This window comes from Vibrio neptunius (assembly GCA_019339365.1).
GTDB lineage: Bacteria > Pseudomonadota > Gammaproteobacteria > Enterobacterales > Vibrionaceae > Vibrio > Vibrio neptunius.
This window is the reverse complement of sequence record CP079860.1, coordinates 649,218-675,335: the sequence shown is the minus strand read 5'-3', so window position 1 is coordinate 675,335 and position 26,118 is coordinate 649,218. Positions and strand designations below refer to the sequence as shown.

The window sequence follows — 26,118 nt, the reverse complement described above, 5'->3', positions numbered from 1 at the left end:
CTCAATATACACTGAGCGGCTTTATCGTTTCTGTCAGATTAGTTAGCGGCTCTGACTTTACCTTGTTTGAGGTTGTTTAGCACTTCTGCTTTGGGGCCATCAGCGATGACACAGCCTTTTTCCATGACAATGACACGATCGACTACATCTAACATGGATGTTTTGTGTGTAATTAGGATCAGCGTTTCCGATGGTTTAAGTTGCGCTAACTGTTGCTTAATGTGCATCTCAGAGCGGTTATCCATGGCGCTAGTTGGTTCATCCATCAATAACACTGGTGGGCGACCAAGGAAGGCGCGTGCAATGGTAATGGCTTGACGTTGACCACCTGAGAGCAGGAGACCACCTTCACCGACCTGACGCTCTAGACCTGCTGGATCTTGCTGAGTAAATACCGTCACGCCAGCGCGGTTTGCTGCATCCATCACATCGCGATCGTCGGTCAATGGGCGACCTAAAGTAATATTGTCACGAATGGAACCATAAAATAGCTGGCTGTCTTGCGGCACGCAGCCGATATTACGCCGGATGTCGATATGATGGAGTTGCTCGATGTCAGTATCATCAATACGTACATGGCCTTCGGTCGGTTTAAACAATCCAAGAATAAGACGCTCAAGCGTCGTTTTACCTGAACCAATGCGTCCAATGATAGCGACTTTTTCACCTGGATTAATCGTAATGCTCAGATCTCGAATAGAGGCGATTGGCGAATCAGGATAGTGGAAGGTGACTTTATCCAATTCAATCTTACCGTGAACAATCGGACGGTGAATATAGCGCTTGCCTTCTTCCTGTTCATCCGGCATTTCCATCACTTGTTCAATAATGGTCATTGAAGACTTGGCTTGATTGTAGCGAGTAGACAGCAAAGAAAGCTGAACCATTGGGCCGATCGCCCGTCCGCTGAGCATGGTTGCCGCAATCAAACCACCCATGGTGAGATCACCTTCCGCGATCAGATAGACACCAAGGATAATCATGCCTATATTGGAAGCCTGCTGGACAAAACCTGCGGTGTTTTGGATACCATCAGTGATCCGTCGGCTCTTGATGTTCCAATTTGCCATGTGTGCAACCGCCTCTTCCCAACGAAATTGGAATTGGCTTTGTGCACCAAAAAGTTTAACGGTTTCTAGGCCGGATAAACTCTCAATTAAGTTCGCATATTTCTGCGAGGCAAGGCGAGAGCCCTCCTCAATGGTTCGACGTAGTGGCCCCTGAATCAGTGCTGAGTAGATAATAAGAATTAGCACCCCCGCTATGGGGACTAAGACCAGACTGCCCGCCATTAGCCAAATCAAAACAAGGAACAGTAAGGCAAAGGGCAGGTCAATCAAAGAGCCAATAGTGGCAGAGGTGAAAAACTCCCGAATGGACTCGAACTCTTGCAAGTGACGAGCGAAAGCGCCTACGGAAGGTGGTTTTGCCTCCATGCGAATACCAAGTACTTTGCTAAACAGTTTCGATGAAATCAAAATGTCCGATTTTTTACCCGCAACATCAATAAAGTAGCTGCGCATTATTTTAAGCGTGAGATCAAACAGGAAGATAACAAAAATACCACTGGCCAACACCCACAAGGTCTCAAAGGCAAGGTTTGGAACCACCTTATCGTAAACCAAGCGAGTGAACATAGGGGCGGCTATGGCAAAAAGGTTAATCAGAATCGAAGCGATCAACACATCACGATAGATGTTTTTTGACTGCCAGATTGTACTCCAGAACCAATGTCCTTCACGCGTCTTAAGTACTTCAGGAGAGCGTTCATCGTAACGGAATTGTTTCTTAACCAGAAAGTAGCGACCAATATAGAGCTCTTCCAGTTCCTCGAGTGGGATGGCAATGGGTACTAGACCAGATTCGCCCGTAACGATTTCAGCTTCTCTTTTTTCGCTGTTGACAGTATTGAGAACACAAGCGTCACCACTTTTCAGTAGCAGCACCACAGGCAAAACGAGATCTGAAATATCTTCGAGTTTGGAACGATTTTCTTTAGCGACCAGACCTGCGCGCTCAGCCGAACGAGGGAACAAAAATGGTGTTAGCTTGCCTTCGGTTAAAGGCAAACCATTGATCAAGGCTTCTGGCGAGTTAGCCAGACCGTAATAGCGGCTGACGTAAATCAGCGAATTTAACAAAGGATCCTGCATCGATAACCTTTTACTTATCTACAATGAAGCCTTGGAAGACATCAATAAAGTGTTCAGACAAGAAATCCAATTGGGTTTGTGTCTCAACTCGGGACGCAATCGTTTTAATACCTAGGTTATGCGCCGTACGTGAGATGGATGTTAGAGTAAACTTCTGTTTTTCATCATCCAGATGGTGTGTGTACAGATAATCCAGCTTCACGTACGCTGGACGGAACTCGTTGATGTAGTCGAGTGACTGGAAGTTACGTCCATAGTTATCTACCCCAAAGTCTGCCCCTGCCCCACGGACTGCATTACAGAATAAAGCGGTATGGTGTGGTGTGTTGACGAAGCAGCTTTCTGGTATTTCGAAATGCAGCAGACTGGCCACGGATTTGTGGCGGTTGAGCATTTGCGTGATCCAGCGAATAAAGCTGGGTTGAGCAATACTGCTTTGCGAGATGTTGATGGCTACAGGCTCGGAAAATTCGTCTTTCTCAAGGCGATTGATAATGGATTCGGTCACGTACTCATCAAACAGGTGGCTAGCATTGAGCTGTTCTAAGGCAAACAGGTACTGGTTAGCACTGAAGCGTTCACCATTCTTTTCAATTGCGGAAAAGACTTCGCGATGATAAGTCTTACCTCCTTCGTCATTGGCAGCCTGGAATCGGAACTGGAACCAATCGTTACTGATCGCTTCTTCAACCAAGGTTTTCCATTGCTGTTTGCCCATCAAGTTTTCAGAGTTGTCACCTGTGACATAGCCATAAGTTATTTCTGGGTCCGATTTGGAGATTGCCAGTGCGTTGTCCAACATGGTCAAAATTTCAGATGGGTTTTTAGTCGTTTCACTGTAGACAACACCGAGTGATAGGTTGGAGGTGGCCATGCCTGTTGGATCGGCGTTGATATCCTGAACATAGGTGACAATGCTTTCGGACATGAGTTTAAGGTCGGTTTCGTCCACATTGGGCAAAATAATGCCAAATTCCGCAGAAGAGATTCGAGCTAGAGTCACATCTGGTGACGTCAAAGAAACTTTTAGATGGTCTGCGAGTTCGCGAACCATGCCATCACCAGCCTCATAGCCTTTTTCTTCGTATAGCTCATGAATAAAGCTGGCTTCTAAAATAGCGACGCCACCGAAGCCGCCTTCGCCAAGCCATGAGTTAAGTTGGCTCATGTAGTATGCACGGTTGCCCAGAGCAGAGACGGGATCAATGTAGGCACGTTCACGCAGTTGTTGAGCCTCTTTTGCTTGAGCTTTAAACGACAGCTCGACTTGAGCTGACATACTATTAATACCGTCGACGACGTAGATTAAATCTTTTGTTGTTGGCCTTGGAAGCGGTTCACCAAAATGATTTTGTGCGACTTGCTCCATTTTCTCCACGATGAGCTGAAGTGGGTGCAGTGCACGTTTGAGAATGAAGGCGATGGCGAGAAGGCCGATAGTGAAGATTAGGCTGAAAGCGATGACTAGGCGCTCGAATGCGTTCCATAACTGGGTGTAGGCATCCCCAGTATGACTAACGATTTCCACTTCAGCCAGTTGCATCCATCCGCTCGTCACCACGCGACGTTCATGAATCTTCTCAAACAAATGTAGTCTGGTAAACCACTCAGGAACATCGAGAGGTTTGACAGGGTAAGAGCGCAGGACTTCTTCGCCGTTGTCGAGGAATATCAGTCGAACGATTGAGTAGCTGCTGCCATCAAAAAGAGCATTAATAACAGATTCTACTGCCACTTGATCTTTGTTCTCTAAATAAGGAGCCAGCGCCAAGCCAACGGTATTGATGGTGTTATTTACTTCTGAGCGCTGCTGTTGCACTAAGTTATTGCGCGTGGTGTTAAATTCAATGATGAAGACTGAGGCCATCAGCATCAAAAATACAGCAATCATTCCCGCGACAAGCTGTTTATATAAAGTCATATTGCCTACTCATCGTAATTGACTATTGGTTTATTCAGTTTGAGTGATTTTTCTCGGGCACGAAGGTCATTCCATAAGCTTAGTCGGGATGACTTTCCTGCCAGTTGTCCTTGTTTTGATTTCATCAGCCACAGGTTTTTACCATTGAAGCTGTATATCGGTAATAAATCTCTACGTTTAGACGCTTTTTTGATCTCCGGGTCGATGTTGTCCAGCAGAATTGGCTCCGCACTAGGTTTGGAATAGTAGGCAAGCACCATGTGAAACTGGTTAAGTGTGATTGCTTTAACGTATACCAAGCGGAGTTTTTGATCTGAGACACCTAATTCGAGAAGAGAAAAATACTTGGCGATAGTAAAATCCTCACAATCACCCGCATTGCTACCAAGGAACTCTAGTGGCGTTGCCCAGTAGTCTTTCTTGCCCCATAAACGGTCATCATTAACGAAATTCAGTTGGTTAAAAAAATGGTTCACTTCCGTCAGTTTTTGTCTTTCTGAAAGGCCTTTAAATTGTTCCATTTCTCGGCGCCAGGTTTCGACTCGTTTCCCTGCTCTATCTCCGTAAGTATTGCGTACAGCCTCAATCCAGCGCTGCTCTTGAGTATTAAGCGCCTGTGAGGCTGTAGAAGCCAAAATGAAAAACAGAGCCGCTAGCCAGTATTTCATCTTAGCTAACTCTGACCTTACGTGCAGTTACCACTGTTTGCATTGTTATTCCTTCAGTGCGTTGTCTTTTGCGCCCAGAATCGGCTTGAGTAAGTATTCCATCACGGTTCTTTTGCCTGTGATGATGTCTACTGAAGCTGTCATACCTGGAATGATAGGCAAAGACGTATCGTTATTCAGGCTCGTTTCTTTGGTTCGAACCCTTACCAAATAGAAGCTGTTTCCTTCTTCGTCGGTGGTAGTATCTGCGCTGATATGTTCAAGAGTGCCTTCCAAGCCGCCATATTTGGTAAAGTCGTAGGCACTAAACTTGACGATGGCATGTAGTTCTGGACGAAGAAAGGCGATGTCTTGAGGGGCTATCTTAGCTTCAACCAGAAGTGTATCTTCGCTTGGTACGATTTCGACAATGTCCATGCCTGGCTGTATCACTCCGCCAACTGTATTGACATTGAGCGTTTTGACGGTGCCTGTCACGGGTGACATGACAATGGTTCGATTGACTCTGTCTTCTAGGCCTACGGTCGATTCGGTCAACGATGACAGCTTATCTTGAGCCTCATTGAGTTTCTCTTGTTGCTCTGAACGGAACTTTTGCGCAGCGTCAATGCGGCTTAGCATGGATTCTTTAATCGCAGATTGGAGGACAGGGACTTTGAGTTCACTGGAGGTCATTTCGCGGCGGGTATCGTTCACTTGGCGCTGGAGCTTGAGTAGCTCTATCCGAGGCACCACCCCTTCATCCGCCAGTGGTTGAGTGATCTCCAGCTCTTTGCGAGCAAAGTTGTAGCTTTCACGTAAATTTTTTACGCGAGCTTGAATCTCAACCAAATCTTGCTGTTTTTGTTTGACCTGTTGATCGATCAATGAAATCTGATTTCGGAGATTGTTTAAATCCTGACTGTACTCGGCACGTTGACGCTGAACCAATGTTGGTTGTGTTTCTTCTAGTTGTGGAGGAAAAGCGAGCTTACTGAAATCCAGTTGGACACTTTGCTGCCAAGACTTCTCGCTGAAATCTTCATTGATCGCGACACTCGTAATCGACGCTGACAGTTGCAGTACACTTGCAGTTAGGTTGGCTACTTGTTGCTCTCGCTCACGAAAGTCTGAACGGAAGCGAGTGTCATCGATTAACAGTAACTGCTGGCCTTTTTGAACGACTTGACCTTCACGGACAAGAATCTCTTTGACCAGACCACCTTCCAGGTTTTGGACAACCTGTATTTGAGAAGAGGGCACAACCTTTCCTTGCCCAACGGTGACTTTATCGATTTGAGCCCAAGAAGCCCATATGCCAGCAAGGACAAAGAATAAAACCATCACCCAGAGCATGACGCGAGCGCTATTCGGCGTATTGAGTAAAAGCGCTGCCGTTTTGTCATCTACATAATCAAGTTCGTTATCCGAGAGCTTGTTGTAATGGCTCTGACTCATTGAGATTCCTTGTTATTACTGGGTATATATTGGATTCTATTATCCAATCTATTAAATGTTAAGGTGCAGTTTTAGAACGATACTCTGTATCAAGTACTTAAATAATAGAAAACAATCAATCAGTTGTGCTAAGTATACATGATGATTTTTCTCAATAACGGGTCATTTACCAATAGATGGTATTCCAAATGCCCAAAATGCCTATAACAAGATGGCACGTAGGCTTGTGTTCATGTATATATGAGCGCACAATCAGCAAAAAAATTTCGCAGGAGAGAAGATGGAACTCGAAGACATCCGCCGTGAGTACAGCAAGGGTGGGTTACGCAGAAAAGACCTTAAAGCCAACCCAGTAGAGCAGTTTGACTTGTGGTTACAACAAGCGATTGACGCTAAGCTCACTGATCCGACGGCAATGACAGTGGCGACGGTCGACGAGCATGGTCAGCCTTTCCAGCGAATTGTGTTGCTCAAACATGTCGATGCACAGGGGTTTGTATTCTATACCAACCTAGGTAGCCGCAAAGCGCAGCAAATTGAAGGTAATTCGCGAGTCAGCTTACATTTTCCATGGCATCCACTCGAGCGTCAGGTTCACATTACGGGCGTCGCTGAAAAACTGAGTATTACAGAGAATATTAAGTACTTCTCTTCACGACCAAAAGAGAGTCAACTCGCTGCTATTGCGAGTAAACAAAGTAGTCGAATTTCGACTCGAGGAGTACTCGAAGGTAAGTTTTTGGAGCTAAAACAGAAGTTTGCACAAGGTGAGATCCCTGTTCCTTCTTTTTGGGGAGGGTTTCGCATTAAGCCTGAAAGTATTGAATTTTGGCAAGGTGGTGATCACCGTCTCCACGACAGATTCCTGTTTTCAAAAGCCGAGAATGAATGGCATATCGACCGACTCGCTCCTTAAGATTCCTTTCCCAATATCAACAATACGCCGCTTTACGCGGCGTATTCATTATTCAGTACCACTGAAAGTTGAGTGCGTAGTAGGGTTTGTGGTATGTGGGAACCAAAACCCCCGATCCAACGCTATATCAATCAACTGAGCTCAGTGTCAGATGAGCTTGGAGTAAATTCTATCTAAATTTAACACATGAAAAAGGGGGGAAATCCCCCTTGAAGCAACCAGTATGTCATCTTAGTTGATATCACGTACCACACGGAAACCAACATAGTTGGCCGCTGACGAGCTTGATAAGGAAAGCTGTTGATGCGCTGCTGCCATGTCTGGAGAGAAGTTCCACGCACCACCTTTGAGTAGCCCACGGCTATCACTTGTCCATTGCCATATATTGCCTACAGTATCATAAATACCTAAGCGATTAGGCTTGAAAGCGTTGACTGGTGAAGTGCTTTTGTTTGACCAAGGCGTGCCTCCCCAGCCCGTGTTGGCTTGGTTTGGAATAAACTGGTCTCCCCACCAATAGTGAGTTTCAGCACCCGCTCGGGCGGCAATTTCCCACTCATCTTCACTGGGTAGTCTGTAACTGTGCTTCGTTTTGCTGCTCAACCAGTTAGCATAGGCTTGCGCATCATTTCGACTGACACAAACAACGGGTGAGTTTGACGCCTGTTTAAATCCAGGATTTCGCCAGTAACCTTTGGCAATTGGTGTCACTTCGCCTTTAACAATGGCGGTACAGGTGTTCTTTAATTCAGCATCCGTTTGGTAGTTAGTTGCATCAATAAAAGTCTTGAATTGCCCAACCGTCACGGGCGTTGTACCGAAGCCAAAAGGGTGTTTAAGCTGTAGCTGTTTGGAACCGTGTTCACCAAGAATGTACTGACCTGAAAGAATGGTAGAGAGCTCAGGGCCTTGAAGGCCTGAGCCTAGAGAGTCTGCAAACTTATCCCCTTCGCGTAGAGGGTTGGCTTTTTCAACCAATACGGCACGAAGGTTTTGATCACGTCGTACGGTCAACTCACGGTTGAAGGAGCGATAACCCTCTTTTTCGACCGTGATCATATGTGGGCCGACAGGAAGCATCACTTCTACAGGCGTGCTGCCGTAGTTCACGCCATTGATCGCGACTTTATCATCAAAAAGGTTTGAACGAATCGTTAAGGTGACCCAAGCGACTTCTTTATTGCTTACCAATGTGTCTTTGTCATTTAACGTCTCTGGCTCAAAGCAATATTGCTTGTCGATGCCGAGCAACGTACAGGCAGCGCTTTGTGTCGGACGAGCTTGCATTTCAACATCCATCAGGCTTCGATAGCGAACACCATCATAAAAGCCAGATTCTTTGGCTCTAGACCGGAGTACATGGATATTGAAAGGAACCTTGTTGGCATTTAACTTAACCACTTGTGGTTCACTGGTCGTGGCAACCAGCTCTGACTGAAATTGTTTAACGGCTTTTTGCAGGGCAAGGTCACGTGTCTGACGGTCACACTGAGCGATAGTCATGTCTGCTTGGCAGCGGTTAGTAAAGCTGACGGACAATGAATGCGCTTGTTGGAGTTCTTCCTGAAGGCGTTCAGCGCGGGCACGAAGTTTGTTCTGGTCCAGAACGTCAATGCTTTGTTCAATGGCTTCAACTGCGCTATTGGCGAGATCCAATTGATGCTGTCGTTCTTGAAGTTCTTGTTCTCCAGATAGACGTTGACTTTGATTCTGTTTCACTTTTGACCAAGCGTCTTGGTACTTTTTCTGTGTTGCAGCCAGATCAATATTAGGATCTTCAATCATTCTGGAGTAATCGTTTTCGAGGCTCGTCTTGGCTTCGTTTAGCGTTTCGTCCAGAGATTTGGCGAGCTTGGTTAACTGAGCGACAACCTGCTGTTGCTCTTCAAATTTCGCATTTTGCTCATCCCGAGCTCGTGTTGCCGCTTTCAGCTCTTCATGTTTGTCAAACAACTGTTGATCGAGAACAACAATAGGATCGCGAGCCTCCTGAGCCAAAACAATAGCTGAGATGAAGCAAGGTGACAAAGCAAGAAGGAGCGTTGGTAAACCAGTTCGCATTATCTATTTCTACAATTCTTTTCTATCTAATGGGCTTATTCTAAACGAAAACGCCATTTTTTCTTAAGTTATAAAGCGATAACTTACGACAAAATGGCGTTTTTGGTCAATTTTGTGCAATCCCCCTCTTTCTGAAAAGAGAAGTGTGTTAAATATCTGAGTCAGGACGTAACTTGACCCATACTGTGTCATTGCCATTAACGGCTATAGTTCGGTTGTATGTTTGATAACCATCTTTAGAGACTGTGAACTGATGTTTGCCTCTAGGAAGGACAACTTCGACAGGTGTGCTTCCATAGTTTACGCCATTAATGGTGACGCGATCTTCATACTGGTCGGAGCGAACGGTAATGTTTGCCCAGCTTTTCTCTTTGTTACTGCTGCTTTGGTCTTTTTTGGTCACTTGTGCACCATTTAGACAGTAACGCGACGAGACATTCAGTAATTTACAAGCGGCTGAAGCTTCTGGACGAGCCTGCAATTGTGCTTGCATTTCAGTAAAGTAACTGTTGTTGCCTTCGAAGCCCGAACGAATAATTTGGCTTTCCTGAACAAACACATTGAGCTGAACGCCCTTTAGATTTTGTTTAGCAAGGGTTGCTTCCGTCAGACCATCAAGCAGCTTAGCTTTGAAGGTATTCACCGCACGTTGCTTGGTTAGGTATTTACCCTGATTGGTACATTCACCTAGCGTCATGGTTGCAGAACACGTAGTTTTAAACGCAGTGTTGAGAACGTCACTTTCGCGCAGTTCCGCATCGAGTCGTTTAACGCGCGCTTCTACTTTCTGTTCTTTGAGATAAGACAACTCGGAGTTAATGCGAGAGCGTTTCTGTTTGATCTGAGACAAACGCATTTCCTGTTCTGTAATGGTTTGCTCTTGCTCAAGAATCTGTGTTTGGTTTTCTTTCACCGAAGACCACGCTTGTTGGTACTCTTGCTGGAAAGAAAGTAGATCAACTTCCGGGTCGTCTAACAGGCGATTATATTGTTTGTCCAGTGCAGACTTAGCGCGGTTGCGTTTCGCGTTGAGCTCTTGCTCTTCACGCTGGTATTTAGTCAGTTCAGTCCTAAGCTGTTGTAAACGATCGGATTCACCTTCGAACTCAGTGCTTAACGCTTGTAGTTCACTTTGTTTGTTTTCTAACTTAGCATCGATAGCTGCGACAGGATCGGCAGAGTCAGCCGTTTCCGCAAAAACCGAAGTCGATACCCATATAGGGCTTAGCGCAATTAAAAGCGCTGGGATGCGACGTGTTATCATATTTCCCTGCAACAATTAACGTTTCATATTACCAACGTAAAACCAAAAAAAGACAAACTTTTGACAGTCCATGTATCCCTGCCTTTCCCAAGTTTTCTTTTATCCCTGCATCTTTCTTTTTAACAGATTAGTCAACTTTTGGGCAGACGAATCTAATTTGAATGTATATAAAACTTGGATGCTACCTATCATTTTGAGTTGATTGGGGAAATATGCAAGTGAAGATTGAACATCTGCAAAAAGAAATGTTGCTAGAAGTGACATAAACCGTAATTTATGTGCACTTGATCATTCTTCCGAAACGAAATGGAGCTCACTTTTTAACCTTTATGATGCAGTTTATCGAAACTTAAATAATGTGATGATGTGCCCAATTGCATACGCCAGGATAAATTTCGGATTGGGAAGTTTTTGGTATAACATGCGAAGCCAGTACCACTTGAGATCACAAAACTGTGCTATGAGTTCCTTTAAGCTCCCCCTATTTTGGGCGATGATGCCAAACTTTTGTCACCCAAGCCTGCTGAGCTGGTGACATTACCATCTTATATGGACTGTCATGACCATAGTTATACTCAGATCGTCATTGGCCTGAAAGGGCAAGCAGAATTTGAGGTTAGCGGTTTTGGTAACTTGGTCGGGCCTGGTCAGGGTTGCGTTGTGACGTCTGGCTCAGGTCATGCTTTTGGTGGCGTGGTGGGCCAGTCTGACATTCTGGTATTGAATATGCCGGTTCCATCAGAGGGGGATCCTTTGATGCTACAAAAGCTGAATGAAATCAATCAGCGCGATACCTACTTTCAGCTTGATGTTCAAATCCAGAAACTGATACAGATGCTAGTCGCGGAAATGTACTCTAGCCCAGAAGACTTGCTTCTTAGTCGCGCGTGCAATGACACGGTGATTGCTCTTCTGCAGCGCCATATGTCGACATTTGTCACCCCTCACAAAGCGTCTCGTTTCGATCTGGAGGCGATTGACCGCTACATAGAACAGCATTTGAGTCAGAAGATATCTGTTGCTCAATTGGCTGGTAGTGTGTTTCTTGGAGAGAGTCAGTTTCATCATCTATTTAAAGAACAAATGGGTATCACACCTCACCAATATGTCTTGGGTAAGCGCATTGACATGGCGAAATCCTTGATTGAAAAAGGCCACCTCTCATTGGGCCAGGTCGCTGAACTAACAGGCTTTTCTGGGCAAAGCACTTTCACCCATACATTTTCTCGTCTGCAAGGTATGTCTCCCTCCAGTTACAAGAAACAATTTGGTTAAATAAGAAAAGAATAACCATATATTATTTTGCTCATATGCATGTGACTCTGTTTTTGTTTTGTTAATAATCAGAGTTTTTAGCAAAAAACTCGGAGTTTTTGACAAGTAATCCGGTCGCGCTCAAAATACACTGCAAGCCATTGTAAGAACCCTGATGAGTTTATCAGGTTTGAGATTGAGGAAAACGCATGTTTACAGCAACTGATGTGTTGAATGCCGAGTTTGTCGAGCAGCCGCTTGATAAGTTATGGTCATTGATCTCGCCACTTTACATGGTGGACGAATCCCAATGGCTTGAACAACTGTTGCCTCTGGCAATCCCTACTGATGCTGAAAAAGCACAAATTAGCGACAAGACCACCCAGCTTATCGAATCGATTCGTGCTGATAAGAAATCAATCCAGATGATTGACGCCTTGCTACTTGAATACAGCCTAGATACTCAAGAAGGCATTTTGTTGATGTGTCTTGCCGAAGCTTTGATGCGTATCCCTGACTCTGCAACGGCTGATGCGCTGATCCGAGATAAGCTGAGTGTTGCCGATTGGAAATCTCACCTAAAGAATTCAGATTCTGTATTTGTTAATGCGTCGACATGGGGTTTGATGCTGACGGGTAAAGTGGTGGGTTTGTCAGAAGCTGAGTCACAAAGCCCTGTTTCTGCGGTTAACCGCTTAGTCAGTAAGATGTCGGAGCCAGTTATCCGTAAAGCGATGCATCAGGCGATGAAAGTGATGGGGCACCAGTTCGTTCTAGGACGAAGTATTGCCGAAGCGCAGAAAAACGGTCGCACCATGCGTGATAAAGGCTTTACCTATTCCTACGATATGTTAGGTGAAGCTGCACTGACGACAGCAGATGCGAATAAATACTTCAAAGATTACCTGATGGCGATTGAAGCGGTTGGCCGCGACAAATATGGCTTAGACACTAGCCCTGCGCCTTCAGTGTCTATCAAGTTGTCAGCCTTGCACCCACGCTACGAAGTGGCCAACGAAGAACGTGTTCTGACGGAATTAGCGGATACTTTGATGCAACTTCTTCGCCGAGCGGTTGAGCTTGATGTTGCTATCACCATCGATGCGGAAGAAGCCGACCGTCTTGAACTATCGCTGAAGTTATTCGAGAAAGTATATCGCAGCGACCTAGTGAAAGGTTGGGGCAAGTTTGGTTTGGTGATTCAGGCCTATTCAAAACGTGCACTGCCTGTATTGGTTTGGATTAACGGCTTGGCAAAAGAGCAGGGAGATTTGATCCCTCTGCGTCTAGTGAAAGGCGCGTACTGGGATAGTGAGATCAAATGGTCTCAGCAAGCTGGTTACGATAACTATCCCGTTTACACTCGCAAAGAGGCGACGGATGTTGCTTACTTAGCGTGTGCGCGATTCCTACTTTCTGAGAATGTGCGTGGTAACATCTTCCCTCAATTTGCGAGCCACAACGCTCAGACGGTGACGTCTATTGCAGTCATGGCTCAGCACAAAGATTACGAATTCCAGCGCTTGCACGGTATGGGTGATTCCCTGTACAACCACGCGATGGAAGCGTATCAGCAATCTGTGCGTATCTACGCGCCAGTCGGCAGCCACAAAGATCTGTTGCCGTATTTGGTTCGTCGCCTTCTTGAAAACGGTGCAAACAGTTCGTTTGTACACCGCTTAGTCGACGCCCGTTGCCCGGTAGAAACGCTGACTCAGCACCCCGTCGATATGCTAAAAGCGTTCGATACCTTGAACAACGCTAAGATACCACTGCCTCCGCAGGTCTTCCCTGAGCGCCAAAACTCTTATGGTGTGAACCTGGATATTGAATCAGAAGTCAAACCATTTGAGCAGTCTGTCGAAAGCTTCTTGAAGAATCAGTGGCGGGCAGGTCCGATCATCAATGGTCAGGGTCATGCCGAAAGCATGATCAAGGAAAACATCAATGTTGAAGCGGTAACTGCGCCTTATGATCGCCGCATTGAGGTGGGTCAGGTTGCCTTCGCAACTCTTGATCATGTTTCCGCTGCTATTGATGGTGCGCAGCAGGCGTTTGCTGAATGGCAGACCAGTGATAAAGCGCAGAGGGCGGCTATGCTGGACAAACTGGCAGAGCTGCTGGAAGCCAACCTTGCTGAACTTGTGGCTCTGTGCCACCAGGAAGCGGGTAAAACAATTCATGATAGCATTGATGAAGTTCGTGAAGCTGTCGACTTTTGTCGCTACTACGCTAAGCAGGTCGACGCTTTGGGTGAAATCCGCCTAGACGGTTTTGATGGACAGGCACGTACAATATATCGTCAAGGGCGCGGCGTGTTTGTGTGTATCAGCCCTTGGAACTTCCCACTGGCGATTTTCCTCGGTCAAATTACAGCCGCTCTCGTCGCAGGCAACACTGTGGTCGCGAAGCCGGCAGAGCAAACCAGTTTGATTGCTGCCCGTGCCGTTGAGTTAATGAATGAAGCGGGCTTCCCAGCAGGCACGATTCAATTGTTGCCAGGTCGTGGTGCTGAAATTGGCTCAGCCTTAACCTCTCATCCTGCTATTGCTGGTGTCGCCTTTACCGGGTCAACGGCAACAGCGCAACGAATCAATCAAACCTTAGCGTCTCGTGATGCGGCGCCTGTCCCTTTCATCGCTGAAACGGGCGGCCAAAATGCAATGATTGTTGATAGTACTGCACTTCCTGAGCAGGTTGTACGTGATGTTATTCGTTCAGCGTTTGCCTCCGCAGGTCAGCGTTGTAGTGCTCTACGCGTCCTGTATGTGCAAGAAGACATTGCCGACCGCATCGTTGCACTGATTCAGGGTGCCATGCAAGAACTGAGCGTAGGCCTTCCTTATCTGCATTCCACGGATGTGGGACCAGTTATTGATACGACAGCAAAAACCAAATTAGTTAAGCATATTGAGCGTATGACGGCGACGGAAAAGAAAGTGGCTGAGTTGACTTTGGGTGAAGAACATCAACATGGTGATTTCGTGGCACCAAGTGCTTTTGAAATTCGCGATATTGCCTGTCTTGAAGAAGAGCAGTTTGGTCCAATTTTGCATATTGTCCGCTTTAAAGCGAACGAGCTTCATCAGATTGTTGAGCGTATTAACAGCACTGGTTTTGGTTTGACTATGGGTATTCATAGCCGCAATGAAACCACTTACCGCTGGATTGAAAAACATGCACGTGTGGGTAACTGCTACATCAATCGTGACCAGGTGGGGGCTGTTGTTGGTGTGCAACCATTCGGTGGTCAGGGCCTTTCAGGTACGGGGCCTAAAGCTGGCGGCCCGCACTACCTATTCCGCTTTACGCAAACTTCGTTTTCTTAATCTGTAGGCAAGGAGAAAGATTATGGTTCATCAAGTCACTCGTTTTTCTGATGCTTTTTCAGCGTGGGAAAACTGGAATCTAACTAACTTTGATTCGAAAAGTGAGTGTTTACTTGCTTTCAAGCAGGCTTTGCATTCTAGACAGCCGAACTTAGCGTCTGTAATGGGATACCATATTGAACACGCCTCAGCAATGTTGGCTGAAACGCATCAACTGGTAGGCCCTACTGGGGAAACAAACGAACTGTATACTGCAGGTCGAGGTGTAGCACTCATCATTCAAGATGAGTCGTCACAGTCAGTACAACAAGCAACGATTGCACAGGTGACTGCTGCATTGATTGCGGGTAACAGTGTCATCTTATGTAGTGATGACACGCAACTTACTCAAAATTTGGAAGCTGCCTATACGCAGTCTTCTTTACCTATGAACCTATTACAATTTGCTTCTCTTGATGCTTATCATCAATTGTTGGAGTCAGATGTACGTAGTGTCGGATATATAGGGAATCAAGAGGTTGAGCAAACAATCAACCGTCAATTAGCGAAACGTTCAGGTGCAATTGTTGGCCTAGTTTCTGAAACGGATGTGACAGCGATTCCGGTCGCACACGATCCATACCTATCGCTTCGCTTTATCACAGAGCGGACGAGAACAATAAATATAACAGCAGTGGGTGGTAACGCGACCTTGCTCGAGCTTGGGAGTGAAGCCCACTAATCCTTTCTCAGAGAGCCCTCACTCAGTGTAAGTGAGGGCGTTCATGGAAGGCGATCTTTTATAAGAGGACAAACACATGGAAAATAGCTTTGCTATTACGACCACGTTTATTGCGTATCTAATTCTGATGCTGGCAATAGGCGTTATTGCATACCAACGAACGAAAAACTCCACCGATTACTTCTTGGGTGGACGTTCATTGGGCCCTTGGCCTGCGGCGCTATCAGCGGGTGCATCTGATATGAGTGGTTGGTTGCTACTTGGCTTGCCTGGCTATGCGTATGCATCGGGTATTGAGGCTTTCTGGTTAGCTGGTGGTTTGCTAGTGGGTACTTGGCTAAACTGGCTAATCAGTGCCAAACGTCTACGTACGTATAGTATTACGACAGACGCTTTGACCTTACCCGAATTCTTTTCACGCCGTTTTAACGATAATTCGAAACTGATTCAGGTTATCTCTGCTTTCTTTATCCTTTTATTCTTCCTTTTCTACACCAGCTCCGGTCTGGTAGCGGGCGGAAAACTGTTTGAAACAGTATTCGGACTGGATTACACCACAGCAGTTATTATCGGTACCGTTTGTGTAGTTTCTTACACATTGTTTGGTGGCTTCTTAGCGGTATCATGGACTGACCTTGTCCAAGGCCTTTTGATGTCCGCAGCTCTGATGATTGTGCCTATTGCTGCTATGGAAGGTGGTGTTGGACAACTCAGTGCTGACCTAACCAACATCAACCCTCAGCTTCTGACATTGTGGAATGATACTAAAGGTGAGCCGTTGTCAGCGATTGCGATCATCTCTTTGGTTGCGTGGGGCCTAGGTTACTTTGGTCAGCCACACATTCTGGCGCGTTTCAAAGCAGCGCGTAGTAACAAAGATTTGACCACCGCTCGTCGCATTGCCGTGGTTTGGACTGCATTGTCGATGGTTGGTGCAATGCTGGTTGGTTTGGTTGGTCTGATTTACGTGACCAACTCTGGTGTATCCATTGATGATGGTGAGAAGATCTTCATGCTATTGGTGAACTCGATCTTCCACCCAGTGGTTGCTGGTGTGCTTTTAGCGGCGATCTTAGCTGCAATCATGAGTACAGCGGATTCTCAACTTTTGGTTTCTTCTTCAGCATTGGCAGAAGACTTCTACAAGCAGCTGGTGAAAAAGATGCGACATCTGAAGAGATTGTTATGGTTGGCCGTATTGCAGTCGTGGTGATTTCTATTGTTGCGCTAATCCTTGCCATGACGCCAGACAGTTCCGTACTTGGCCTGGTTTCTTACGCTTGGGCTGGCTTTGGTGCGGCATTCGGTCCGGCACTGATCCTTAGCTTGTATTGGTCTCGTATGAACCGTAACGGCGCGCTTGCGGGTATCGTGATTGGCGGTGTAACTATCGTTGTATGGAAGCAGCTAACCGGCGGTTGGTTCGATGTTTACGAAATCGTTCCGGGAATCATCTTCTCTACTATCGCCATTGTGGTTGTGAGCCTAATGACAGGTGAACCAGAAGAATCTGTGAAAGCACAGCATGCGAAGTTTGAAAAACAGCTTACTGAACTAGAATAAGTGACAAACGCACTCAACATAAAGCCCCGATATTCGGGGCTTTTTTAATGAGATTGATTAATAATTGAACTTGGTTCACAAATTGAAAATGAAAATTTGAGCAATTGGAACTAAGGCCTTACTAATATGTTGACTATCAGTAAAGCCTTCAATCACGGAGAGAAAAAATGCCTCAGGTATATTGCCATTGCTGCGAGAAAGTGACTGCCCACAAAGTGGTTATGAAGCGATGCCAAGCAGAGCATAACTCGGTGAAAAACAGTTTGGCGTGCTTCTTTGCCACCCTCTTTCAGGGCGCACACTACGTAAAAATGGAAAAGCAGGCGTTTTGCCGAGTGTGCAACACTCAGGCAGACTTAGTCGAAGAGGGTGAGCTCTCGAACGTTGAAGCCGCTTAAGTTTCCATTACTGTCGATAAAAATGCGTCTAAGTCGGCTGCTTTGTTAGGTTTCATTGCCTTGTTTCGATTATGATAGGTATAAAGAAACACATCGAATCAGAGCGTTAAATGGACTTAGATAGAATTGACCGTGAAATCCTTCGCACCCTAAATCTTAAAGGGCGCCTTCCTGTTGTCGAACTGGCTAAACAGGTGAACCTGACCACTTCTCCGTGTTCTGACCGCGTTAAACGACTGGAAAAAGAGGGTTATATCAAAGGTTATCACGCTGAACTGAATCCAGAAAAACTTGGCTTAGATGTGCAAGTTTTCATTCATATCCGTCTTGATCAGACCAGCTTTTCGATTTTTGAAAAGTTTGCCAAAGCCGTCGAAGATATGCCTGAGATCGAAGAGTGTTATTCGTTATCTGGTGACTTTGATACCATGATAAAAGTACGAGTCAAAGATATGAAGGCGTACCAGTATTTTATGTCAACCAAACTTGGCACTTTACCCGGGGTTATCCAGACGCGAAGCGAAGTGGTCATCGAAGAGCATAAAACCAGTTTTGGTGTGAATGCGGATTTGATCGCGACACTCTAGATAATAAAACGGGAAGCGCTAGCTTCCCGTTTTGTTATCTTTTATCGGGCTACCTAAGCGATGAATGATGATGCGACCCCAATCAGGCCACCAAAAACACCGCCCCAAACGACCAACCAGCCTAAGTGCTCTTTAATCATTTTCTGAACGATCTCTTTGACCAGTTTTGGTGTTAATTCATTGAGGCGCTGATCGATGATGTTTTCAATGTTCGCTTGAATTTCTTCCATCATAGCCGGTGATTCAAGTTGGCTTTTTAGTGCTTCTTTAACCACGTTACTCTGACTGATTTCAACAACGGCTTTCTGCATCTTCTCAACAAAAGGCTCTTTTAATGGTTGAAGGGCTTCTGCACCACCAAACATGGCCAGCATGCTGCCAAACGAAGAATTAGCAATCACATTCACTAGCGAATCAAACGTTGGATTGAAATCGACTTTTTCTAGTACGGGTTCAAGGTTTAGTGACTTGCCTGACATTTCCTTGTTTAGGAATCGATCGATGTTTTTCTCAGTGAAGAACTGCTCCATCATTAGGGTTTTGATGGCACTCTTAAACTCTTCAAATCGGGCTGGAATGACCCCTGAGCCGTAAAGTCCAGGAACTTTCTCAAACAGCATATGAATTGCCAGCCAATTGGTAATAGCGCCAGAAAAAGCGAACAGGCCAGCGTAAAACGCGATTTGGTTGTCGGTTTGATAACCACCAGCCAGCAATGCCAGTGCCAGTAAATTGGTCAGTAAACTTTTATTCATTGATTGTATGGGAAACTATTGATTGTGAATGGCGCGATTATATCTCAATTGCCACGGCAGAATGAACATAGAAAACAAAAAAGCAGAGACCAGCCTCTGCTTTCATGCTTTACAATAGCCTGAATTATGCGGTTTGCTTTTGTTGGTCTTCGTCGGCTATAAATCCACCCGTTTTATAATCTTTAAATTTTAATGTATATATTTCAGTAGTTTATAAATGTCGTGTTTTCTAAATGGCGACAAAATGGCGACGACTTTTAAGCCTGTCGCCATTTTTTAGGGCTAATGACCACGTTCGATGAAGTCCTTCAGCTCTCTCGCGCCCTGATATTCTAGAACCATTCCTTTGTATAAATGAATATGGTTCACGATATCTAAATCACCGTCTAAGTCGGACTTAAAACTTTTCAGGTTAGCTTCCATTTGGTCGCAGAAAGTGCGCATTGCCGCAACTTGTTCCACCATCACTTGATGCTGCTGTCTGGTGAGCTGATAGCGCGCTTTCAGCTTGTCCATTTGGTTGAAGGTGCATTGGGCGAAACGCGCCTGTTTTTCGCTGAGAGTCACACCTTGTAGTGGGGCAGTGACCATGGCATCAAAAGCGCGAATCACTTGCAGATGGAATTTAGGGCTGATCCACATGGCGTAGGAATAGACCAGTTCTTTGCAGACCCAAGTTCCTCGGTTTGCTCCGCCCCGCTGTGTCACTACTGATCTAGGAATTCCTAGATCACCTTCAATTTCGTAGATGAGTGCTTTTGTTTGTTGGTTCTGCATAAACAGAGCTGGTTGGTGCTTAGGTGCTCTACCACTCGCTTTATGTAAATCATTTAACGAGTACAAGTTATCGAGTAAACGAATATCTTTAGATAGAATGGTTAGATTTGGCATGTTAGCCCCCTTGAGATCTAGTTTTGCTAAATCACCACTCAAAGGGTCCAATCAATGGGTGGTGAACTGAACAGGGTTGGACCTACCGCTCTCAAGGAAACGGCCAGCATAAAGCTGCCCTGCCCAGCCCACCATAATTCAGTTGTATTTTGCCTAATCGTTAAGCAAAACCACCATGTTTAGGTGTGTCGAGGCCGCACATAAAAAAACCAGCTGTAAGCTGGCGTTTATGCGCCTTGAGAAAATAAAACGGGGGTCCAATCCCGACACTGGATTTTGCCAGTGCAGTGGTAGGTTAGCTATGAATGACGGGAGGAGTCAACGAAATTATGGTAAGTGGACTGTGTTTATATGGCTTTATCATAATCCTATGATATTTATGATATGGTTGTCATACGCAATGTGTATAGTATTGATTTGAAGGGGCCATCTTGAACACGAACGCTACGAAATCCTATAGAACCTCCAATTACATTCCAATTTTGGCATTAATAGCAACAGTTGCGATACCTATTCTTATTTATTTCTTGCAGTCTAGCGGTAACGATAAGTCACTGTCAGTAAACTTAGTCTCGTCAGTTGAATTATCTTCTGTACAGCAATTGACAGGCTCCCCTGATCTGGATGTATATATTGATGGGAAAAAAGTTGATACGCCTTATATGTTCGACTATCGAGTGGTGAATTCAGGAAACCAGCCAATAGTCGCCAACGATTTTGAAAAAGCTCTAACATTTAAGTTACGAGGTGGGAATATCGAAAAGGTCTATGTTATTCAAAATATTCCCAAATCTCTTAAGGTTGGTTTTTCATTTGACAGGGAGAGCATTGAAATTGATAAGTTTCTAATGAACCCTGAAGACTCCTACATGATTAGAATCATCACTTCGGGCTTAGTGGAATCTATAGAACCTAGCGCCCGTATCGCAGGAATCAGAGATATAGATAGACGTGACGAGTCTAAACCTAAAATGAATATAGCTCTCTATATGTTTAAATTATTAGTTATTTTCGGGTGTGCCACTGCATATTGCTTGCTTTCGGAATTTCTTACTGAAACTTGGGAATACTCTAGTAAATCGTTAAAAATAATTTTGATAGGTTCTACAGCTACTACCCTTTTTGGGGCTTCAGTGATTACCCTAAGCACCGTGGTAATAGGTGATTATGAATACAGCACATTTATTAACTTGTTTTTCCTAGCATTAGGTGCGTTATTCGGGTTTTTTATTGCTAGGAAAAATAAAATGTTTTTCAGTAAGTTAAGAACAGTTAGCTGAGTCCCATCAATTAGTAGAAGTAACTGATGTGACACACACTTATGATCTTTTAGATAGAATGGTTAGATTTGGCATGATGGCCTCCTGTGGATTCAATTTGAATCACCACACAAAGGTACCAATCTTCGGGTGGTGAACTGAACAAGGTTGGTACTACCGCTCCACAGGTCGCGGCCAGCCGAAGCTGCCCTGCCCAGCCCACCATAATTCAGATGTATTTTGCCTAATCGTTAAGCAAAACCACCATGTTTAGGTGTGCCGAAGCCGCACATAAAAAAACCAGCAAAAAGCTGGCGTCTATGCGCCTGTGGAAATAAAAACGGGGTACCAATCCCGACACTGGATTTTGCCAGTGCAGTGGTAGGTTAGCGTAGGTTGTTGAGAGGTGTCAATTGGTTGTAGTCGGCTTATGTCGGCCGAGGTCAGTGTAAAAAATAACCAGTAACGTTGACAGCGTCGTCAGGATCAAAGAAAATTAAGGCGTCTGTCAGACTCACGGATAGGAAGTGAGATCAGGCAGACACGGAGTGACCATTTTAACCGAAAGGGCATCGATAATGGCAATAAAGAGTAGTACATTTGGGCGACTAGAGCTGTCAGGTGAAGATGCTAAGCAATTTGCAAAGCAGGTTCGCGAAGCAAAAGTTAACCCACATGCCAAGAAAGCGCTAGCACGTGGTCGTGAAGCCTTAGCTAAAATGCGCGCCGCGCAAGCATAGTCGTTCCCTGCCATATGGGAACTGCTCACTATTCGATTCGAAAACTTTCCCCTTCAGATAACTGCAAAAAGTTTCGTTCTGGCGATCACGCCTTCGCTCCTTTAAAGACCTTCCTACAAAAACAAGCTTGTCACTTTCAAGAGTCAATGATTGGCATTAGTTATGTCTGCATTGAGCGCAATGAAAGCGATGAAGAAACAGGTAAAGTATTAGCCTATATGACGCTGACAAGCAGTGAGGTCGATCTTGGCGATGCGTATGTTATAGATGACTGCCCAAAGGCGAACCGATATGCGACGCTACCCGCGTTAAAAATCACGCGTTTGGCGGTCGATGCCAACCAGCGCGGAAGCGGCCTTGGTACAACGGCGTGTATCCGCTCTTTGAGGATACCGATGGAAGTACTATAGAAATGCCGCATGAAGTTTATGCTAACAGCTTTCTCATATCATCTGACAAAGTTGACGAGTTAAATGAGCTTTTGGATAAAGCATGGCAAGCCAAGGCCATACCAACGTTTTATCAGTTGGAAAATGACCTAAAAGTACGTTCTTCTGCTAGTCAATGGAGTCGATTGGATTTGGTGAAAATCTGTAGATATCTCTATCTGAAAGGTGATAGCTGGGATGATACATTTTGGAATACTTTGTTGACTCCTCAGCAGCACCCATCGGAAGCTGGTGCGATAGTTAGAAAATTTGACCGGAGTAAAGACATATACTTCGAGTGAAAATTGGGGCAATTAATCGTGTCTAGTTTAAAAGACAGCTATCGTAATAAAATTGTAAGAACAGATATTATTAAGCCTTGCTATTAGAAGAACTTAGAGCTTTACCAGAGAGGTGACTAGGTATAAAAAACGCCCTTGTAGGGCGTTTTGTATCTTGTTGAAGGTAAATTAGCCACAAGCTTTAATCGGTTCGCTTTTAGCTGCTTCTTCTTCCGCTTCTTTTCTCGTTTCTTCTGCGACTTTCTCACGCAGCATCATTTTAAGCTCTGCATCTACAAATCGTTTGAGAACTTGTTTGATTAGTGGTTGGTAGCCAATACCATGAATTTTAGCGATATTTTTAAGGTCTTCAATCAATCCGTTTTGTAGGCGAATCGAAATTAGCTGTAATTCTAGAGACTTATCAATTATCTCTGACTTGATTTCTACTTTTTCTACAAAGTGTTCGTCACGGCCTAGTTGACCGTCTTCCCATGCTTCAACGGTACTTTCGATCTTCTTAGGTGTGTTCATTGCATACTCTCCTGCGACACGTTGTATCAGTGTCACTCATCGGGTTTATTAATTGATATAATAATTATTAAGCAAATTTGTTAAAGATGCGAATTTCTTCTGGATTTGCTGCATATGCTGTTTTGATTACAAACTTTTCCAGATCGCTATAATAGATAAAGACAACTTTTAGCTTTTTCCCTGTATCAGTCTCTGATACGAACCATAGTGTAGGTGGGTCTGTAAGATGTTCTTCTCTCGTATCTTTTAAGAAGTTTTTAGTGGATTCCCTGTTTGCAAAACACTCTATTACTTCTTGCTCAGTGACATCATGTTTTACGGCCAGTTTTTTTCGAACATCATTAGAAATTTCAAAAGTCATAGATTTTTAGACTTCATATCACGTTAAAGAAAATACTGTATGAACATACAATGCTAATTTTATATTTTGTATTTAGTATATACAGTATATACATCTAGCTTCTTTCAAATCAATAATGATTTATTTCTAAGGTCATCTTTTGGAGTTTAATTTTGTTTGTTCTGTATTTTGTGGTGTTTTAGGTTGTATTTTATTTTTATTGTGGTTTTTTGTTGTATATACAGGGGGTGATAAATGCTGTTCGGGCATACAGTTACTATCCAAGATAGAGTACGGGTTATAGCAGGGCCGATTTAATCCAAGTAAAAATTTGACAGCTTTTTGTCTTTTTCTTGATAACTAATAACTCCACCCCAAACTCCCCACATCCAAATTCAGGTCTGTACCCTTCTCGCTCTTAGCCTTGTCGACCGTAACTGGCTTATCGGATTTGATGCGCAGTTCGACTTCAGATTTACTTTTCATTGTTTGTGGGGCTAACGGTTGGTAGGGGCGATACTGGCTTTGTGTAGCGAAGTTCCCTGTGGTGTAATCACTGTAACGTTGTTTTTCAGTTCGGTTATGGGTTTCATTGGTCGTGATACCTAATTTGACGTTTTTGTCTTTTATCGTGTTGAGTTTCCCGGCTAATTTATCCGCTTGTTCACCTGCCTGTTCGGTTTCGATTTTCCAATCTTCAGGGATGAGCGAGTCGGGCAGTTTGTTGATGAGCTTTTTGAACTCTTCCCACAACCAGCTGATGCCTTCCCCGATGGCTTTCATCACTTTGTCTAGGCCAATGAATTTATCAACTAGGTAGGTAATGGCCACCACCGCCGCCATTACACCTGCTACGATAAGGCCAAGGGGGTTACTTAATATCACGGCGTTGAGGGCAATCAAGGCGGCTTTAAAGAGAACAACGCCAGCGACGATTTCGCGGAAGTATTGAAGTGCAAATAGGATGCCTTTGCCGAGTAAGGTGAGGCCGTTGTAGAGTCCTTTCACTGCTTGGGTGACTTTGGTGATGGTGTCTTCTCGCCATTGCTCATCTTTAAAGTTTTCAGTGAACTCACTAAAGGCTTGGGTGGCTTTTTCCATGATGGGGGCGAGGGCGGCGTACTTGATGGATTTGATGCTTTCTTGAATGCGCTGCAGGGCGTCGTTGTAGGCTTCTGCTTTGGCGGCGTCTTCGGCTTTGGCGCCGCCGCCGAGTTCGGCCAATTCTTTGCGCGATTTGGCGAGGCCATCGGTGCCTTCACGCAGTAGCAGGAGCATTTGACGGCCGTCTTGGCCAAAGGCCGCATCGGCAAAGGCCATTTGCTCTTGAGCGGTTTTCAGCTTTGCAAAGGATGCTAATAGTGCTTCATAAGCTTCTTGGGTATTCGCTGCACCTTTCAAATCTTTGAAGGCGGAGTTACGACTTTTTTTGAGGAAAGAGCCCAGAGCGCCGCTCCCCGTTTGTTGCAGTACGCCGAGGCGTTTGGTGAAGCGAGTCAAGGCCGTTGACATGGTATCTTCGTCAACGCCTGCGTGTGAGGCTTGTTTGCGTAGTGCTTGCAGCTCGCTAATGGATATTTTCAGCGTGGCTGACTTCTTGGCCAGTGCATCCATCTCGCTGGCGGCCTGGTTCACTTCGTTGACTAGGCCAGCCAGGCTCAGTCCACCTAGCAGTGCGGCCCCTTTGCTCGCCACCGCGCCACCAATCTTGGGAAACTTGATTTTGCTATTGAGCTTTTGCATCGGTTTCATGATGCCTTGCAGCTTGGTGTACTTCTTTTGTAGTGAGGTGATCGCTTTGCCATGCTGTTGGTAGCTCTTGTTGAGGCGGTCGTATTCGCTATCGAGCTTGTACACAGAAACGCCGGATTTTTTGAGGCTTTTGCGCAGGTCCATTAAGCCGGTCTGATGTTGCTTTTGCTCGCTGTTGAGTTTGGTTAGCTTTTCTTGTTGCTTGGCGATTTTGGCCGTCAGTGCCGCGCTGGGTGCCAGCAGTTGTTTGGCTTTTTTCTTCAGCTTATCGAGCTGCTCTTGCTCGGCTTTTAGGGCGAGGGTATTTTTCTGTTTGGCTTTCTTGATGTCGTTGAAGCGGTCAATCATGGCCATGGCGCTGGCGTCGTCCGCCTGCGCTTTCTGCACTTTTGCGATTTTCTTGGCGTAGCGGTCGGATTCGCTGCTCATGCCTTTTAGGATGGGTTGGGTTTTATCCTTGATGCCCATAACGATGGATAGGCTCATCTTCATTGGTTGGGTCCTTGTCTAAGGCACAAAGGAGCGATGAGTCGCTCTCTGGCTCTTCCGTTCGTTGGCGGGCTTTGTCGCGGAACAACAATAGGTCTTCGTAGCTGAGCTGGTCTATTTCGCTGGGTGGCCAATGGAACACGGCAGCAAGGTCGGCGTAATAGTCTTCCACATGGTCTATCACTGTTCCACATTGACGAAAAAAAGAGGCGATAGTCGTCAGGATTGGCGCCCAGTTTTCAATGGGCATATTCATCACATCGCGTTCATTGAGGCTAGTGATGCGGGGTAACAGCACTTCACCGGCGGCAAAGCGCATCTCGCACACGTCAATCAGGCTCAGGCCGCGAAGGTGGCCTGAGTTGGGTTTTTGGATA

Annotated in this window: 22 protein-coding genes and 1 pseudogene; 11 read left to right on the top strand and 12 right to left on the bottom strand. The window is 45.3% G+C overall.

The features are described 5' to 3' along the window. Positions 1 to 38: 38 nt before the first annotated feature. The 4 genes from KW548_19720 to KW548_19705 are packed head-to-tail and all read right to left on the bottom strand — an operon-like array spanning position 39 to position 6,179. Positions 39 to 2,153, bottom strand: coding sequence for a type I secretion system permease/ATPase (locus KW548_19720; protein QXX09279.1), 2,115 nt, complete (start codon positions 2,151 to 2,153; stop codon positions 39 to 41). 10 nt (positions 2,154 to 2,163) lie between these two features. After that, a complete protein-coding gene (locus KW548_19715) occupies positions 2,164 to 4,074 on the bottom strand; it encodes an EAL domain-containing protein (protein ID QXX09278.1) in 1,911 nt (636 codons plus the stop codon). A gap of 5 nt (positions 4,075 to 4,079) precedes the next feature. Continuing rightward, a complete protein-coding gene (locus KW548_19710) occupies positions 4,080 to 4,742 on the bottom strand; it encodes a transglutaminase-like cysteine peptidase (GenBank protein QXX09277.1) in 663 nt (220 codons plus the stop codon). A 45-nt stretch (positions 4,743 to 4,787) separates the two neighbouring features. Then, positions 4,788 to 6,179, bottom strand: coding sequence for an HlyD family type I secretion periplasmic adaptor subunit (locus tag KW548_19705; protein QXX09276.1), 1,392 nt, complete (start codon positions 6,177 to 6,179; stop codon positions 4,788 to 4,790). 280 nt (positions 6,180 to 6,459) lie between these two features. Here KW548_19705 and pdxH point away from each other — a divergent pair, with 280 nt between their 5' ends. Continuing rightward, entirely contained in the window at positions 6,460 to 7,095 is a 636-nt protein-coding gene (gene pdxH, locus KW548_19700; protein QXX09275.1) for a pyridoxamine 5'-phosphate oxidase, read from the top strand. 231 nt (positions 7,096 to 7,326) lie between these two features. Here the strand turns inward: pdxH and KW548_19695 are convergent, their stop codons facing one another. Both KW548_19695 and KW548_19690 read right to left on the bottom strand, forming a co-directional pair. Then, positions 7,327 to 9,156 carry an SUMF1/EgtB/PvdO family nonheme iron enzyme gene (locus tag KW548_19695; GenBank protein QXX09274.1) on the bottom strand — a complete coding sequence of 610 codons (1,830 nt, stop codon included), beginning with the start codon at positions 9,154 to 9,156 and terminating at the stop codon, positions 7,327 to 7,329. 148 nt (positions 9,157 to 9,304) lie between these two features. Continuing rightward, positions 9,305 to 10,420, bottom strand: coding sequence for a PEGA domain-containing protein (locus KW548_19690; protein ID QXX09273.1), 1,116 nt, complete (start codon positions 10,418 to 10,420; stop codon positions 9,305 to 9,307). A 483-nt stretch (positions 10,421 to 10,903) separates the two neighbouring features. Between KW548_19690 and KW548_19685 the strand changes: the two genes are divergently transcribed. The 6 genes and pseudogenes from KW548_19685 (at position 10,904) to KW548_19660 (ending at position 18,272) form a co-directional block, all read left to right on the top strand. After that, positions 10,904 to 11,695: an AraC family transcriptional regulator gene (locus tag KW548_19685; GenBank protein QXX09476.1), complete on the top strand. Its 792-nt coding sequence runs from the start codon at positions 10,904 to 10,906 to the stop codon at positions 11,693 to 11,695. A gap of 188 nt (positions 11,696 to 11,883) precedes the next feature. Then, positions 11,884 to 15,003, top strand: a complete 3,120-nt coding sequence (putA, locus tag KW548_19680; GenBank protein QXX09272.1) for a bifunctional proline dehydrogenase/L-glutamate gamma-semialdehyde dehydrogenase PutA — start codon at positions 11,884 to 11,886, stop codon at positions 15,001 to 15,003. A 22-nt stretch (positions 15,004 to 15,025) separates the two neighbouring features. Then, entirely contained in the window at positions 15,026 to 15,724 is a 699-nt protein-coding gene (locus tag KW548_19675) for a 1-pyrroline-5-carboxylate dehydrogenase (GenBank protein QXX09271.1), read from the top strand. A 76-nt stretch (positions 15,725 to 15,800) separates the two neighbouring features. Continuing rightward, positions 15,801 to 17,287: pseudogene (gene putP, locus KW548_19670) on the top strand (sodium/proline symporter PutP). 167 nt (positions 17,288 to 17,454) lie between these two features. Continuing rightward, positions 17,455 to 17,685, top strand: coding sequence for a hypothetical protein (locus tag KW548_19665; GenBank protein QXX09270.1), 231 nt, complete (start codon positions 17,455 to 17,457; stop codon positions 17,683 to 17,685). A 110-nt stretch (positions 17,686 to 17,795) separates the two neighbouring features. Beyond that, entirely contained in the window at positions 17,796 to 18,272 is a 477-nt protein-coding gene (locus tag KW548_19660; GenBank protein QXX09269.1) for an Lrp/AsnC ligand binding domain-containing protein, read from the top strand. A gap of 53 nt (positions 18,273 to 18,325) precedes the next feature. Here KW548_19660 and KW548_19655 read toward each other — a convergent pair whose 3' ends face one another. Together KW548_19655 and KW548_19650 are read right to left on the bottom strand one after the other, a co-directional pair. After that, positions 18,326 to 19,027, bottom strand: a complete 702-nt coding sequence (locus tag KW548_19655) for a DUF445 domain-containing protein (GenBank protein QXX09268.1) — start codon at positions 19,025 to 19,027, stop codon at positions 18,326 to 18,328. A 282-nt stretch (positions 19,028 to 19,309) separates the two neighbouring features. Then, a complete protein-coding gene (locus KW548_19650; GenBank protein ID QXX09267.1) occupies positions 19,310 to 19,918 on the bottom strand; it encodes a KilA-N domain-containing protein in 609 nt (202 codons plus the stop codon). 431 nt (positions 19,919 to 20,349) lie between these two features. On the opposite strand from KW548_19650, the gene KW548_19645 reads away from it, so the two are divergent. The 4 genes from KW548_19645 (at position 20,350) to KW548_19630 (ending at position 22,647) form a co-directional block, all read left to right on the top strand. Then, entirely contained in the window at positions 20,350 to 21,198 is an 849-nt protein-coding gene (locus tag KW548_19645) for a hypothetical protein (GenBank protein QXX09266.1), read from the top strand. A gap of 557 nt (positions 21,199 to 21,755) precedes the next feature. After that, on the top strand, positions 21,756 to 21,917 hold the full coding sequence (locus KW548_19640) for a hypothetical protein (GenBank protein QXX09265.1): 162 nt from the start codon (positions 21,756 to 21,758) through the stop codon (positions 21,915 to 21,917). Positions 21,918 to 22,063: 146 nt separating this feature from the next. Then, entirely contained in the window at positions 22,064 to 22,327 is a 264-nt protein-coding gene (locus tag KW548_19635) for a hypothetical protein (GenBank protein ID QXX09264.1), read from the top strand. A gap of 2 nt (positions 22,328 to 22,329) precedes the next feature. Next, positions 22,330 to 22,647, top strand: a complete 318-nt coding sequence (locus KW548_19630; protein QXX09263.1) for a hypothetical protein — start codon at positions 22,330 to 22,332, stop codon at positions 22,645 to 22,647. A gap of 168 nt (positions 22,648 to 22,815) precedes the next feature. Here the strand turns inward: KW548_19630 and KW548_19625 are convergent, their stop codons facing one another. From KW548_19625 to KW548_19610, 4 genes are all read right to left on the bottom strand, one after another. After that, positions 22,816 to 23,160, bottom strand: a complete 345-nt coding sequence (locus tag KW548_19625) for a BrnA antitoxin family protein (GenBank protein QXX09262.1) — start codon at positions 23,158 to 23,160, stop codon at positions 22,816 to 22,818. 67 nt (positions 23,161 to 23,227) lie between these two features. After that, positions 23,228 to 23,521, bottom strand: coding sequence for a hypothetical protein (locus tag KW548_19620; GenBank protein QXX09261.1), 294 nt, complete (start codon positions 23,519 to 23,521; stop codon positions 23,228 to 23,230). Positions 23,522 to 23,860: 339 nt separating this feature from the next. Continuing rightward, positions 23,861 to 25,744 (bottom strand): hypothetical protein, encoded by a 1,884-nt coding sequence (locus KW548_19615; protein ID QXX09260.1) that lies wholly within the window; start codon positions 25,742 to 25,744, stop codon positions 23,861 to 23,863. Next, positions 25,704 to 25,991, bottom strand: coding sequence for a GpE family phage tail protein (locus KW548_19610; protein ID QXX09475.1), 288 nt, complete (start codon positions 25,989 to 25,991; stop codon positions 25,704 to 25,706). The genes KW548_19615 and KW548_19610 overlap by 41 nt, the downstream gene beginning before the upstream one ends. Between the last annotated feature and the right edge of the window lie 127 nt (positions 25,992 to 26,118).